This is a genomic window from Staphylococcus sp. GDY8P94P (assembly GCF_017892255.1).
GTDB classification, from domain to species: Bacteria; Bacillota; Bacilli; order Staphylococcales; family Staphylococcaceae; genus Staphylococcus; species Staphylococcus cohnii.
Map to the genome: position 1 here is coordinate 310,010 of NZ_JAESKU010000001.1, position 13,483 is coordinate 323,492.

General features: G+C 32.0%; 13 protein-coding genes and 1 other RNA gene. 2 read left to right on the forward strand and 12 right to left on the reverse strand.

Going from position 1 to position 13,483, the window contains the following annotated elements:
• Positions 1 to 57: 57 nt before the first annotated feature.
• Entirely contained in the window at positions 58 to 381 is a 324-nt protein-coding gene (gene qac / locus KA926_RS01590) for a QacCGHJ group quaternary ammonium compound efflux SMR transporter (RefSeq protein WP_210143501.1), read from the forward strand.
• Positions 382 to 772: 391 nt separating this feature from the next.
• Here qac and KA926_RS01595 read toward each other — a convergent pair whose 3' ends face one another.
• From KA926_RS01595 to KA926_RS01605, 3 genes are all read right to left on the reverse strand, one after another.
• The gene (locus KA926_RS01595; RefSeq protein ID WP_210143502.1) at positions 773 to 1,156 is read right to left on the reverse strand and encodes a YxeA family protein; all 384 of its coding nucleotides are present in this window, start codon (positions 1,154 to 1,156) and stop codon (positions 773 to 775) included.
• 401 nt (positions 1,157 to 1,557) lie between these two features.
• Complete coding sequence (locus tag KA926_RS01600) at positions 1,558 to 2,226, reverse strand: SGNH/GDSL hydrolase family protein (RefSeq protein WP_348634171.1); 669 nt, start codon at positions 2,224 to 2,226, stop codon at positions 1,558 to 1,560.
• Positions 2,227 to 2,523: 297 nt separating this feature from the next.
• Positions 2,524 to 2,733 carry a hypothetical protein gene (locus KA926_RS01605; protein ID WP_210143504.1) on the reverse strand — a complete coding sequence of 70 codons (210 nt, stop codon included), beginning with the start codon at positions 2,731 to 2,733 and terminating at the stop codon, positions 2,524 to 2,526.
• A 472-nt stretch (positions 2,734 to 3,205) separates the two neighbouring features.
• On the opposite strand from KA926_RS01605, the gene KA926_RS01610 reads away from it, so the two are divergent.
• Positions 3,206 to 3,790, forward strand: a complete 585-nt coding sequence (locus tag KA926_RS01610) for a hypothetical protein (protein ID WP_210143505.1) — start codon at positions 3,206 to 3,208, stop codon at positions 3,788 to 3,790.
• A gap of 677 nt (positions 3,791 to 4,467) precedes the next feature.
• Here KA926_RS01610 and KA926_RS01615 read toward each other — a convergent pair.
• From KA926_RS01615 to gpmI, 9 genes are all read right to left on the reverse strand, one after another.
• The gene (locus tag KA926_RS01615; protein ID WP_210143506.1) at positions 4,468 to 4,761 is read right to left on the reverse strand and encodes an antibiotic biosynthesis monooxygenase family protein; all 294 of its coding nucleotides are present in this window, start codon (positions 4,759 to 4,761) and stop codon (positions 4,468 to 4,470) included.
• 489 nt (positions 4,762 to 5,250) lie between these two features.
• Positions 5,251 to 5,610, reverse strand: a transfer-messenger RNA (tmRNA) gene (ssrA, locus tag KA926_RS01620).
• Positions 5,611 to 5,709: 99 nt separating this feature from the next.
• Positions 5,710 to 6,174 (reverse strand): SsrA-binding protein SmpB, encoded by a 465-nt coding sequence (smpB, locus tag KA926_RS01625; protein WP_154409369.1) that lies wholly within the window; start codon positions 6,172 to 6,174, stop codon positions 5,710 to 5,712.
• A gap of 22 nt (positions 6,175 to 6,196) precedes the next feature.
• The gene (gene rnr / locus KA926_RS01630; protein WP_210143507.1) at positions 6,197 to 8,569 is read right to left on the reverse strand and encodes a ribonuclease R; all 2,373 of its coding nucleotides are present in this window, start codon (positions 8,567 to 8,569) and stop codon (positions 6,197 to 6,199) included.
• 35 nt (positions 8,570 to 8,604) lie between these two features.
• Positions 8,605 to 9,345 (reverse strand): alpha/beta hydrolase, encoded by a 741-nt coding sequence (locus tag KA926_RS01635; protein ID WP_210143508.1) that lies wholly within the window; start codon positions 9,343 to 9,345, stop codon positions 8,605 to 8,607.
• Between the two features lie 140 nt (positions 9,346 to 9,485).
• The gene (gene secG, locus KA926_RS01640) at positions 9,486 to 9,719 is read right to left on the reverse strand and encodes a preprotein translocase subunit SecG (RefSeq protein WP_019469442.1); all 234 of its coding nucleotides are present in this window, start codon (positions 9,717 to 9,719) and stop codon (positions 9,486 to 9,488) included.
• Between the two features lie 68 nt (positions 9,720 to 9,787).
• Positions 9,788 to 10,249: a hypothetical protein gene (locus KA926_RS01645; protein WP_210143509.1), complete on the reverse strand. Its 462-nt coding sequence runs from the start codon at positions 10,247 to 10,249 to the stop codon at positions 9,788 to 9,790.
• Between the two features lie 219 nt (positions 10,250 to 10,468).
• Positions 10,469 to 11,773, reverse strand: coding sequence for a surface-displayed alpha-enolase (eno, locus tag KA926_RS01650; RefSeq protein WP_019469444.1), 1,305 nt, complete (start codon positions 11,771 to 11,773; stop codon positions 10,469 to 10,471).
• A 192-nt stretch (positions 11,774 to 11,965) separates the two neighbouring features.
• Complete coding sequence (gene gpmI, locus KA926_RS01655; protein WP_210143510.1) at positions 11,966 to 13,483, reverse strand: 2,3-bisphosphoglycerate-independent phosphoglycerate mutase; 1,518 nt, start codon at positions 13,481 to 13,483, stop codon at positions 11,966 to 11,968.

The following is a 13,483-nucleotide window of genomic DNA, read 5'->3' on the forward strand; positions in this document are numbered from 1 at the left end:
ACGATTCATTTATTAAACTAGTAAAATGAAATTATCAATTACAAAGGAGATAATATCATGCCTTATTTATTATTAATTTTAGCTATAGTTGGAGAAGTAGTAGGCAGCGCATTTCTTAAATCATCAGAAGGATTTTCAAAACTTTATCCAACTTTGGCAACAATTATTTCATTTCTTGCAAGTTTTTATTTTTTAAGCAAAACATTACAACATTTACCATTAAATATTACATATGCAAGTTGGGCTGGACTTGGTTTGGTTCTTACAACAGTTGTGTCAGTTGCGATATTCAAAGAACAAATTAATTTAATGAGTATCTTTTCAATTATTATCATTATTGTGGGTGTTGTATTACTTAATACTTTTGGATCAACACATTAGTCACTTAATTTTTTAATTATTAACCAACTTATATAGGTGGCTACAGACTGTCGACAAAATCTTCGACTTTGTTGGCAGTTTTTTTATGCACGCTTTCCGCGGGCGCTGCCTTAGCCTGTCGTCTTCAGCTAGTACTATTCCCGCAGGAGACGTCATAAATTACTCATCTTTATTTATTGATTCAACACTTATTAAATCAAATGCAAATAAGAATAAGTAACAACTTAATTAGCTAAAAACGACACTCTTCATTTTCAAGAAGAATTAAACAATAAATTTAGCAAGTAAAGAATAGTTAGAGGAAAAAATCCTATTTGAAAAAACGATATAAATAGAAAATAAAAGAACTGTTTGAAAGTCCCTTTAAAGTGAGTTATCAACTTATCATTTTTTACTTTTCAATTTCTTTAATTGCCTTTTTAGGTATATCCTGTTTGTTAACTTCTTCATATGTAGCTACATGTGCTCCCTTATGGGTTATTTTCAAATATTTATCTAGCTTTAAACTTTGAGCAGCTGTGAAAGTAAGATTTCTACTTTTGCCTTGCTTATCATATGCTTTTTGTGTGTAACTGGCTCTATCATATTCCAAAAATTTATCTGGCTTTTTTGTTTTTACATAACTATTTTCTTCTTTAACTAAAGGGTTAATTTGATCAATTAAACCAGCTATTTCTCCTTCTTGTTTTTTTCCATTTGATACTAAGTACAATCCTATTAATATTATTGCGAAACCTAGTATTACAACTGGCATTAAAACCAATATCTTCTTCATTTAAAATCATTCCTTTCGTTATTTAAAATTATTTTATCAATCAAAATGAATTAAGTGTACTTACAATATTGTTATCTTTTTTCACTTAAAATCCAGTCGATTGCACAATATTATAAATAAAACCCTTATTTTTTATACAGTGAAATATATTTGCAAATACAGTTTTATTGTCTTTAGGACTAACTGTTATAAAAGCACTTTATTTTTAATATTTAAATTAATAATGGATCTGTTTATCTAGCTATAATTTCTATTGTCTTTATTATTTTTACTTTGTTCATTTTTCCTAAAAAATAAATACTGGATAATTAAAAAGGATAGGCATTAATTTGCCTATCCTTTTGCATTATACCTAAAATGAATTTTTTCTGATGCGTTTAAAAAATGGTTGTGTTATATTTTTAACTCAATATATTTTTTATCTTTTCTTTAAAAAGTGGTGTATAAATATAGCGGTAGCCTTTTAAAGTCGGGTGTGCATCATCAGCAAAAAGTGTGTTATCATATTTTATTTGTTCTTTTGCCCATTGATTGCCCCAAACATCTAAAATTTCAATATTCCATTTTTCTTTTAGTTTATATAAATTATATACCAAGAATTCATAATAAGAATCTGTTTTTCTAATACAAGTATAAAATAATATGGGAGCATCCCAAGTTAATTTAGCGTAACTAATAATATATTCCATAGCGCCAATTGTTGTTTTTACATCAAAGGCGTCAATGTCATACTCTTTTTTTATTTCACCTATAGATTTATTTAACCTACCGTCATTTGTCGATAACTGACAAACCAACAAATCATAATTGGCTTTACTTAACTCCTCTTTTTTAATCCTTTGGACATACGTATTCTTTTCTGTACCTGCCAAACTCGTACCTGAAATTGCTTCCTTTGTTGTATGCACATTTGATTCTATATTTAAAAATTCAACAAATGATACCCCATGAGAGGCTGCTCCGTATGTTATTGACGAACCTAAAAAAAGAATATTTTTATCACTTAAGTCATCTTCTTTTTTTAAAAACTGTGGATTCGGTGTAAAACTTTTTTTATTTCCACATCTTATATTATTTTAAAATTTTGTCGCAGATGAAGCTAATTTCTCAACAATATACAAGCTAATTAACATTATTATTTTTTTCAATTTTTTAGCTCCCTTTGAGTAATACCCATATTGGATTATAAAATATTTCTTGTTAGTTAAGCACACTAAGTAACCAATTTTCATAATACTACGTCTTAATCTTATATTGAGACTATAGTTTAACTGCACGCATAAGTCTAAAAAAACAATTCATGATATCAATATACTTATATTTCATACCGATAATTTAAATACTCTGCTATATATAATTTAATTGTTTTATTTCAATAGTTCTACGTCTATTGAAATGATATTACTCACATTAATATATCTTCCACTATCTTTTAAGTAAAAGTATTCATGCTTTTTAATCGCTTTTTCAAATCTTGTCAAAGCCACTGCTTCACTAATTTGCCAAATATTTTCTACATACTCGCGAAACATATTTCCATCGTTCGTTTTTATTTTAAAAACAAAAATTTCGTCCATCTATAATCACCCTGTATAAGTATTATAAATTAATTATCCAACTTAATACTTATCATTGCAAATTAGATACTTTATATAATGTTCTCCATGAATAAAAATCTAAATTTTTCGACCATTAATGCGCTTATGTGGTATTTAAAAAATCACTTTTTCTGTCGTAATTTAGTATGCGTATGTTTTTAACTTCTAAATTTTCCCGTTAAATTCATACAATAATTCCAAATGATATAACGCTTAGAGTAAGCATAAACCTTTGCCATTGAGTAATTATGTTCCTATCATTCGTCTATGTTGCATCAAAAATGTATAAACATATAAGTTATTCGTTTGATGTACAATAATCGCATTTGATTTGCATATAAATATAAGTATTTTTACAAAAAATAATAATCATCATAACTTTTTGTTATCACTTTTATTTTTTAGGTATAGTACAATTAAATTAATATATTATTTTAAGGGAGAGCATTAAATGAAGAAAATCTTATTTTTGTTATTAGCAAGTTTTTTAATATTAGCTGCATGTGGAAATAAAGAAGAAAGTAAATCAGCAGAAAAGAAAGAAACAAAATCATCAAGTAATAAGAATTCAAATGATAAAAAGAAAGATAAAAAAGATAATAACAAATACAAATCAAAAAATGAAAAACAAATTGCTAACAATGACAAGCAATCTCAAAATAACGATCACCAACAAACTAACTCAGATAATCAAGGTCAAAATAATAATAATTCACAACAGGTTAACACTGAAGAGCAAACTAGTACTAATACTGAACAAACTCAACTAGCAGAACAGAATTCTCAGCAAGAGAAAAGATATGATTATGAAAATAATGGGGTTTATCGAACTCCCGAAGAACAATCATCTCATGAAAAATGGGTTAATGATCAAAATGAGTGGGCTAAACAACAAGAGCAAAAAGAAGAAAAACTACAAAAAGAATATTTCGACCTTTCTGACAAGATGTACGAAGATGGTGTTAGTGAAAGTGATTATGAGGCAATGGAAAAAAGACAAGATGATATTTTAGATGAAGTAGAACCAATTAATTAATCTGATTTGTAGCAGTCATCTCTGCCTTATATATTTTTTTAAAGCACCCCACCTATTAAGGTGGGGTTATATTATCTCTACAACACCTTTTAAACTAATTCTGCTTAATCCATTTCAATCATATAAATAAAATAAAACGCCTGTCGATTATATAAATGAAAAATTAATCGTCCATAAACATGTGTGTTTGACTTATTAAAAAACAAAAATATTCACTTCACTATACCAAACTTTTATAAACTGCGATTATTTCTAATTTTCATTGCTTTAATAACTAAGTATATTGAATTCACACCCATTACAAGAACATAAGGTATTAATACAACCAAATTTTCTAATTGTGTAATAAAAATAAGGCCAAACAAAAATAAAATATTTAACCAAATAGATATAAAAAAATTTGTGTCTAATTCTGGATTAATCTTCAAAAAATCACCCATTCTTTAAATTTCAATATAATTGCTTTATTGACGTTGAGCCATGAAACAATTTCATTTTAACACAAAAAATAAGGCCATCACATAAGTGTATACCCTTGATAATCAACCCAACACCCTATCAAAAACTTGTTTTACTTTCTCATCTGATACTTCAAATATACGTCCCACTATTATAATTTAATAATCTGTTGTACTTTATATATCACAATTGTTGTACAAATAAACTAATTAAATCTTTTAAGTTTCTATTTTGTAAAAATGTTCAACTACTGGAAAAGGTTCATAATAACAATGCAATAAAGTCTTCCACTTTGTATATTCTTCAGACTCACGAAAACCTATTGTATGATCTTCTAATGTTTCCCACTCAACCAATAACAAATACTTACCTTCTTCTTCAAAACACTTATTTAACGAATGATTTATATAACCTTTCATCGAACTAATAATACTAGAGGCTTCTCTAAAAGATTCCTCAAATTCATTTTCCATATTCTTTTTAACTTGTAACATCGCTCCTTCAAGCACCAATGCAAAATCCCCCTAAAGATATATTATGTAAAAAAGTAATTCAATTTTTTATATTAATCACTTTTATATCACTAATTTAGTTTGCTTTATTCCAATTGCTTTATTGATGTTGAGCCTCGGAATAATTTATTTAAATGTTAACATAAAAAATAGGGCAAACACATAAGTGTTTACCCTTCCACTATTTTATCCAACACCCTATCAAATACTTGTTTCATTTTCTTATCTGATACTTCAAATAAACGTCCCACCATGACAATTTAATAATCTGTTGTACTTTAATATCACAATCTTTATATACTGCTGTAATACCATTTACAAACTATTCTAGATTTATATAATGAAGTTCATCCATATCATGTGATTTATTCTTATAAGTGTCTACCATGCCATGATAAATACGCAGTTATCTTTCTAAAATAACACTCAAAAATTTTCAACATCTTTATACAAGTAAAAAGCACTCAACCACAAAGGTTGAGTGCTCTAATATGGAGACGGCGGGATTCGAACCCGCGTCCAGAGGTCCTGATACTAATCTTTCTACGTGTGTAGTCTATCAAGGTATTTCGCATAATGTTAGGTGATAGACAGCCGACATTATGCTAGTTCGATTAATCTCTTCTAGGCAGACTTCAAACGGCAGTGCCTAGCGTATCCTATTAAGGTTGAATCGCGTTAACTGCACATAGGAAATGCAGTTAGGCGATGCAGAGTGCTATTAGGCAGCTACTGCGAAATTATTGTTTGATTTGTCAGTTAATTTTTAACTGTGTGTGTTGGTGCGGAGACAACCCTCCGACACGCTTAACTAGCTCGGGGACCCCTGTCGAATCCAAAAACGCCCCCGTAATAATATAATGTACTTTCTGCAGATTTAATCGTCTATCTTTTTCAGAAAGCACATATTATATTACCAAAGATCGATGTCTTTGGCAATATTTTCGCTTAATAACGCGCTTTAAGTGCTCTATCTACGTCGCGTTTCATTGCTTTTTCTTTCAATGCTTGACGTTTATCATGTCTTTTCTTACCTCTTGCAACACCAAGTAAAACTTTGCATTGACCGTGTTTTAAATAGAGTTTTAGAGGAATGATGGAATAACCAATTTCTCTTGTGCGTTCCCCTAATTTTGCTATTTCACGTTTGTGTAATAGTAATTTACGTGAACGACGTGGGTCATGGTTAAATCGATTTCCTTCTTCATATGGGGCAATGTGCATATTATTTAAAAACATTTCGCCACGATTTACTTGCGCATAGCTATCTTTAAGGTTTGCACTGCCACGACGAATGGACTTAATTTCTGTCCCTTTCAACACAATGCCCGCTTCAATCGTATCTTCTATATTAAAATCATGTCTGGCCTTACGATTTTCAGCTAATGTTCCTGGTGATTTTTTCTTTGGCATTGAGTTTCACCTCTTTGTTGAATTATTTTTTCTTCTTACGAGCTTTATTTTTTACTTTTTTATCTTTGTAAAATGGTTTGTGTTTGGTATTACCACTTGCTGACTTATTTTTATTGCGTTGGTTTTTACCTTTACGTTGGTTTTTTTTGCCCTTTTTATCATTATTTGAATTATCTAATGACTTACCGCGTGGTTTCGCTTGAATGGTCTTACCACGTGAAGGTCTTGGGCTGCGTTCTTTTTTCGGTAATGGCATACCAACAATTTGGAAATCAATCATACGCTCATCAACATCTACGTTAACAACTTTGATTGTAACTGGATCACCGATGCGAAAGACTTTAGCTTGGCGTTCTCCAATCATTGCCATTTGACGTTCATCGAAGTGATAGTAATCGTCTGTCATCTCTGATACATGTACCATACCTTCAATTGTATTTGGCAATTCGATAAACATACCAAAATTAGCCACGGAACTAATGATACCCTCATATTCTTCTCCAATATGTTGAACCATGTATTCTGCTTTTTTCAATTCATCAGTGTCACGTTCTGCTTCGATCGCTCTACGTTCTCTTTGTGATGTGTGATCAGCAATTTCTGGTAATGCTTCTTCCCATTTATTAAGTGTTTTATCATCCATTGTTTTATCAATAAGATATTTACGAATGAGTCTATGCACGATTAAATCTGGATATCTACGAATCGGTGACGTGAAGTGTGTATAGTGCTCTGCTGACAGACCGAAATGACCTAGATTCACATCATCATAACGTGCTTGTTGCATTGAACGTAACATCATTGTAGAAATGACCATTTGCTCTGGTTGGCCTTCTACTTCTTGTTGAATTTTTTGTAAAGTTGATGGATGCACTTCTTCACCAGTACCTTTAATCATTAAACCAAAGTTAGTAATAAAATCAAAGAATTGACGTAAACGTTCTGATTTTGGTTGCTCATGAACACGATATATAAATGGCACATTTAAACGATCAAAGTGTTCTGCTATCGTTTCATTAGCTGCTAACATAAACGATTCGATGAGACGTTCACCTTCACCGCGTTTTCTTAATTCTACGTCTGTTGGGATACCTTCATCATTGACAAGTACTTTGGCTTCACTGATATCGAAGTCAATTTCACCGCGGCGTCTGCGCATATTGATTAAACGTTCTGATAAGTCTTTAGCTAAATCTAGCATTGGTGTAACTTCGTTATATTGTTTACGCGTGTCTTCATTTTGATCTGTAATAATTTCATTCACTTCATCATATGTCATACGATAATTTGAATGAATCACACTATCAAAGATTTCATGATTAACCACATGACCACGTTCATCTAATTCCATCTGGCAACTTAAAGTTAGCCTATCTACTTGTGGATTCAATGAACAAATACCGTTACTAAGTCGATGAGGTATCATTGGAATTACACGGTCAACTAAATAAACACTCGTTGCACGGTCGTATGCTTCTTCATTTAACGCTGACTCCTCTGTTACATAATAACTGACATCGGCGATACTTACCGTTAATTGCGTGTGTCCATTATCTAACTTTTTCACACTAATCGCGTCATCTAAGTCCTTAGCGTCTGCACCATCAATTGTAATGGTTAGCTCATTTCTTAAATCACGACGCCCTTCGATTTCAGATGGTTTAATTTCATCTGGAACAGCTTCAGCTTCCTCTAACACTTTATCTGGAAATTCAATTTCAATACCATGTTGATAGATAATCGACAAGATATCGACACCTGGATCATTTTTATGGCCTAAAATTGCAGAAACTTGACCCTCTGGGTTATCGGTGCCGTCCGCATATTTTGTAATTTGTACTAGGACTTTATGTCCATCTATCGCACCTAAATTATGGCCTTTCGGAATAAATACATCTTGCATAATACGTTTATCATCAGGTAACACGAAACCAAAGTGTCGAGCTTCACTATACGTACCCACTACTTGGGTAACAGAGTGTTTTTCGATTGATTTTACTTCACCTTCTAGCTTACCTTTATGTTCACCTTTAGAGTTTTGTAATTCGACAAGTACGGTATCTCCATCCATTGCACGATTAATTTTCGTAGGTGGGATAAAGACATCATCCATATCATTGTCTTCAGGACGTAAGAATGCAAAACCTTTTTTATTTTGGCTAAGTGTACCTTGTATTAATTTCGATTGCTTTGATTTTTTAGATTCCTGACGTTGGTATCTGTCTGTCTTTGTACGTTGAATTAATCCTGTTTGTTCTAATTCAACAAGTACCTTGATTAAGTCTCTAAATGAGTCGGCACTATTTAAACCTAATGCATCTTGAAAATCTGATACAGACATGGGTTCATAATCTGGTTGTTTAATAATTTCTTCAATGGATTGCTTTAAATTCATTATGCCCCTCCTTTCTTTTATTAAATACTGTAAATTTATTTGGACCAATCTAATGATTCTAAGAATTGGTATATATCTTCAAAAACTTGTTCTTTTTCTTTATCAATTGTAATGACATGTCCTGAATTCGCATACCATTTAAGCTCTTTATCATCTGAGTCGCTTTCATTGTATATAATGTTAGCAGAATCTGTATTAATCATTTGATCTTGCTCACCTTGGATAACTAGTAGTGGATCCATAACCTCATCTACTTGATTACGTATACTTTGAATTTGACCTTGTAAATCTTTTAAAGTATCTGTTGGATGAAACGCATCCATTTCTTTTTCTATGGTTGTTTCATCTTTGCCTTCGTATTTTTTAAAATTACGTGCATACGTTAAGACACCATCAAACATTGCACCTTCAGTCTTAATATGCATAGGTGAACACATTGTTATAATACCCTTTACATCTCTATCTAAGCTTATTTTCAATGCATAACAACCGCCAAGTGATAAACCAGCCACCACAATTTCATCATATCCTTTATCCACAAGGAATTCATATCCATCTATCGCATCTTTATACCATGCAAATGGGCTAGATTGAAGTATCTCTTCCGGTGGTGCTGCATGACCATCATATTGTGGCGCATAAGAAGTGTAACCCTTTTTTTGTAAGAATCTCCCTAATTGTCTTACATCTGAAGAATTTCCTGTAAAACCGTGTAAAAGTAATACAGCGCGATTACCTTCTTCAAAAAAGAATGGTTCTGGTAATCTAATTTGCATCGTGATTCAATCCTTTCGTCCAAGCTATTAAATTAAATATGATATCAGTTGTACTCAAAATATATTCCCTACTTTGAAGCATTTAAAAGCCGAATACTTCTATTATAAATAAAAAAGCCCGACTTTTACATTGTCGGACCTTATAAACCAAAATAACTTATGCCTAACATTAACAAGAAGAAAATGACAGACAATACAATTGTTAATCTATGCAAGAATAAATCAACGCCACGTTGTTTTTGTTTACCAAATAACTGTTCAGCGCCACCGCTTATCGCACCTGATAGTCCATTACTTTTACCTTCTTGGAGTAATACAACAGTCACTAATGCAATACAATCTAAAATTAAAATGATCATGAAAAATGTATGCATAAAAATTGTCCTCCATTCATTATATACGAACCGCATTATATCACACGTTTAACTTATTTAGCAAACTTCTATCTATTAAAAGTGCTTTTACGTTTGATTGAAACAACCAACATATAAATCGCCAAAATAAGTGACATGATTAATACAATTGTTAACGGTAAGATATTTATCATTGATTTTGTATCTAATATCGCCTCATAAACCGAGCTGATATTAACTAAATTATATAAAATTTGTGAAGTGAATACTGCAAACATAAACCACCACAAATACGTGTGCCTATTCCAAATCGCAATAATCCCTGTTAAATTAGCAATCACATACATGATACCTGTAAATTGGAAACTGTTTTTTATCACACCAATTGCGTTTTCAGAAGGGTTTTGTCTACTATTTATTAACATTTGTTTTATTACACTATCATCTAAAATAACAAATAAATGGATGGTATATAATATTGCTATGATAATTGAAGTGTAAGCAAGAAAATGACCTGTTCTAATTTCTTTTGTTTTAGGTTGTGCCTTCATAATCAGTCAATACTCCTTCTATAATTTACACTTTTAATTATATCAGTTTCAATGACAAAGATGAACAAATTAAATAACGTTGACGATGTATTTCATTGAAATTAATCTTTGTCTGACACAATTTTGAATCATAAATGATATTAACGCGTCTTGCAATAAAAAACACGTAAACCCATTGGGCTTACGTGTTAGCGCGTGAACTCTTTTTCAAGATAAATATTATTTATCTAAGTTGTAGAAAGATTTAATACCATCGAATTTGCCTGTTTCAAACAATTCATCTTCGATACGTAATAATTGATTGTATTTAGCAATACGGTCAGTTCTAGATAATGAACCAGTTTTAATTTGACCTGCATTTGTAGCAACTGCGATATCCGCAATAGTTGTATCTTCTGTTTCACCAGAACGGTGTGATACTACTGCTGTATATCCAGCTTTTTGAGCCATTTCAATAGCATCAAATGTTTCAGTTAATGTACCAATTTGGTTAACTTTAATTAAGATTGAGTTACCGATACCTTTTTCGATACCTTCTGATAATTTAACAGTGTTTGTAACGAATAAATCGTCACCAACTAATTGAACACGGTCACCGATGCGGTCAGTTAATACTTTCCAACCGTCCCAGTCATTTTCATCCATACCATCTTCAATAGAAATGATTGGATATTTATTAACTAATTCTTCTAAATAGTCAACTTGTTGTTCTGCTGTAAGTTTTGACCCATTTTCACCTTCAAATTTAGCATAGTTATAAACACCATCTTCGAAGAATTCAGATGAAGCACAGTCAAAGCCTAAGAACACATCTTTACCAGGTTCTAAACCAACTGCTTTAATTGCTTCTAATATTGTTTCAACAGCATCTTCTGTACCTTCAAATTTAGGAGCGAAACCACCTTCGTCACCTACTGCTGTTTCTAAACCACGGTTTTTAAGGATTGATTTTAAGTTGTGGAAAATTTCTGCTCCCCAACGTAATGATTCTTTAAATGTTTCTGCACCAACTGGTAAGATCATGAACTCTTGGAATGCGATTGGCGCATCAGAGTGAGAACCACCATTTACAATATTCATCATTGGAACTGGTAATTGTTTACCGTTGAAGCCACCTAAATATTTATAAAGTGGTTGACCTAATAAATCAGCTGCTGCACGTGCTACTGCAATAGAAACACCAAGAATAGCATTTGCACCTAATTTACCTTTATTTTCAGTTCCATCTAATTGAATCATCATTTTATCAATTGAGACTTGTTCTAATACTGAAAATTCACCTTCAATTAATTCAGGTGCAATAATTTCATTTACATTTTCAACAGCTTTCGTTACACCTTTACCTAAATAACGTGTTTTGTCTCCGTCACGTAATTCTACTGCTTCGTGTTCACCAGTAGAAGCACCTGATGGTACAAGTGTGCGTCCAAATGCACCACTTTCAGTTAATACTTCTACTTCCACTGTTGGGTTACCACGTGAGTCAAGGACTTCGCGAGCGTAAACATCTGTAATAATTGGCATGTTTGTAATCTCCTTTATAATAAGTAGTTTAGAAATATTAAATTTCATCTTCATTATAGCTATAAATGCTATAAATACAAATAATTTAATTACTTCAATTTGATTATGCGTGTCATCAGTCTTTTAAGCAAATTTTAAACTGTGACACGCTTTTATTTTGTTAATTTTAGTCCATATTTTGTTTATATCAAATTAATGCTTGATGAGTGATTCGCCAGTCATGTCTTCAGGTTGTTTTACTTGTAACAAATCTAACAATGTAGGTGCTAAATCACCTAGTCGACCTGTTTCACGTAAAGTTACACCCTCTTTAGTAACAATCACTGGTACAGGATTAGTCGTATGTGTCGTCATCGGTTGCTCATCATCAGTCAACACCATATCTGAGTTACCATGGTCAGCTGTTATAATGGCATGACCACCCATATCAACAATTTTATCTACGACTTCACCTAAACATTCATCAACCGCTTCAATTGCTTTAATCGTAGGTTCAAGCATACCGCTGTGACCTACCATATCAGGGTTAGCAAAGTTTAATAAGATTAAGTCTAAATCACCTTTATTTAACTCTTCAATGAGTGCGTCTTTAACTTCATAAGCGCTCATTTCTGGTTTAAGATCATAAGTTGCAACTTTAGGTGAGTCAATTAATCTACGACGTTCGCCTTCAAATTCATCATTGCGGCCACCACTCATAAAATAAGTGACGTGTGGGAATTTTTCAGTTTCCGCTATACGTAACTGTTTCAAGCCATTATCTTGTGCAACTTCACCAATTGTATTAGTTAAGTCAACTTTTTCAAAAACAATTTTTGCATCAACATTATCATTATATTTTGTAAATGTAGCGTAGAATAAGTCATTTACTTGATCCACTTTAAAGCCTTCAAATGCTTTATCTGTAAAGATTTCAGACAGTTGACCAGCTCTATCAGGACGGAAGTTATAGAAAATGACTGCATCTCCATCATTTACACCATTATTTTGATCTTTGATGATAAATGGTTCAACAAATTCATCAGTTAAGTCTTTAGCATAGTTTGCTTCAACACCAGCTTTAGCTGATTCAAATGTTTCTCCACCAAAGTTACGAATTGCGTTATAAGCTTTTTCTTCTCTATCCCAGCGTTTATCACGGTCCATTGCGTAATAACGACCTGAAACAGATGCGAATTGGCCAATGCCTAATTCTTTAAACTTAGCTTCTGTATCTTCGATATATTTAAGTGCAGATTTTTGATCTACATCACGTCCATCTAAAAACGCGTGTACATAAACTTTGTCAACGCCTTGCTTTTTGGCTAATTCTAATAAAGCAAATAGATGTTTGTAATGACTGTGCACACCACCATCTGACAATAAACCAAAAATATGAAGTGCTGAGTCATTACCTTTTACGTGTTGAATGGCTTGATTCAATACATCATTTTCAAAGAAATCGCCGTCTTCAATAGATTTATTGATACGCGTTAAACTTTGATAAACAATGCGTCCAGCACCAATGTTCATATGTCCAACTTCTGAATTACCCATTTGACCTTCAGGAAGTCCAACATCCAAGCCACTTGCTTCAATTTGGGTTGTTGGATACTGATTATAATAACGATCAAAATTAGGCTTATTAGCTAGTTTTACAGCATTACCATGCTCACTTTCTCTATTTGCAAAACCATCTAAAATAATTAATGCAGTTGGTTGTTTAGCCAT

Bases quoted from the DNA above. Each gene is read 5' to 3' on its own strand.
- KA926_RS01595 (WP_210143502.1), bottom strand. From the start codon at position 1,156: ATGAAGAAGATATTGGTTTTAATGCCAGTTGTAATACTAGGTTTCGCA.
- smpB (WP_154409369.1), bottom strand. From the start codon at position 6,174: ATGCCAAAGAAAAAATCACCAGGAACATTAGCTGAAAATCGTAAGGCC.
- rnr (WP_210143507.1), bottom strand. From the start codon at position 8,569: ATGAATTTAAAGCAATCCATTGAAGAAATTATTAAACAACCAGATTAT.
- secG (WP_019469442.1), bottom strand. From the start codon at position 9,719: ATGCATACATTTTTCATGATCATTTTAATTTTAGATTGTATTGCATTA.
- gpmI (WP_210143510.1), bottom strand. From the start codon at position 13,483: ATGGCTAAACAACCAACTGCATTAATTATTTTAGATGGTTTTGCAAAT.
- KA926_RS01610 (WP_210143505.1), top strand. From the start codon at position 3,206: ATGAAGAAAATCTTATTTTTGTTATTAGCAAGTTTTTTAATATTAGCT.
- qac (WP_210143501.1), top strand. From the start codon at position 58: ATGCCTTATTTATTATTAATTTTAGCTATAGTTGGAGAAGTAGTAGGC.
- KA926_RS01645 (WP_210143509.1), bottom strand. From the start codon at position 10,249: ATGAAGGCACAACCTAAAACAAAAGAAATTAGAACAGGTCATTTTCTT.
- KA926_RS01635 (WP_210143508.1), bottom strand. From the start codon at position 9,345: ATGCAAATTAGATTACCAGAACCATTCTTTTTTGAAGAAGGTAATCGC.
- eno (WP_019469444.1), bottom strand. From the start codon at position 11,773: ATGCCAATTATTACAGATGTTTACGCTCGCGAAGTCCTTGACTCACGT.
- KA926_RS01605 (WP_210143504.1), bottom strand. From the start codon at position 2,733: ATGGACGAAATTTTTGTTTTTAAAATAAAAACGAACGATGGAAATATG.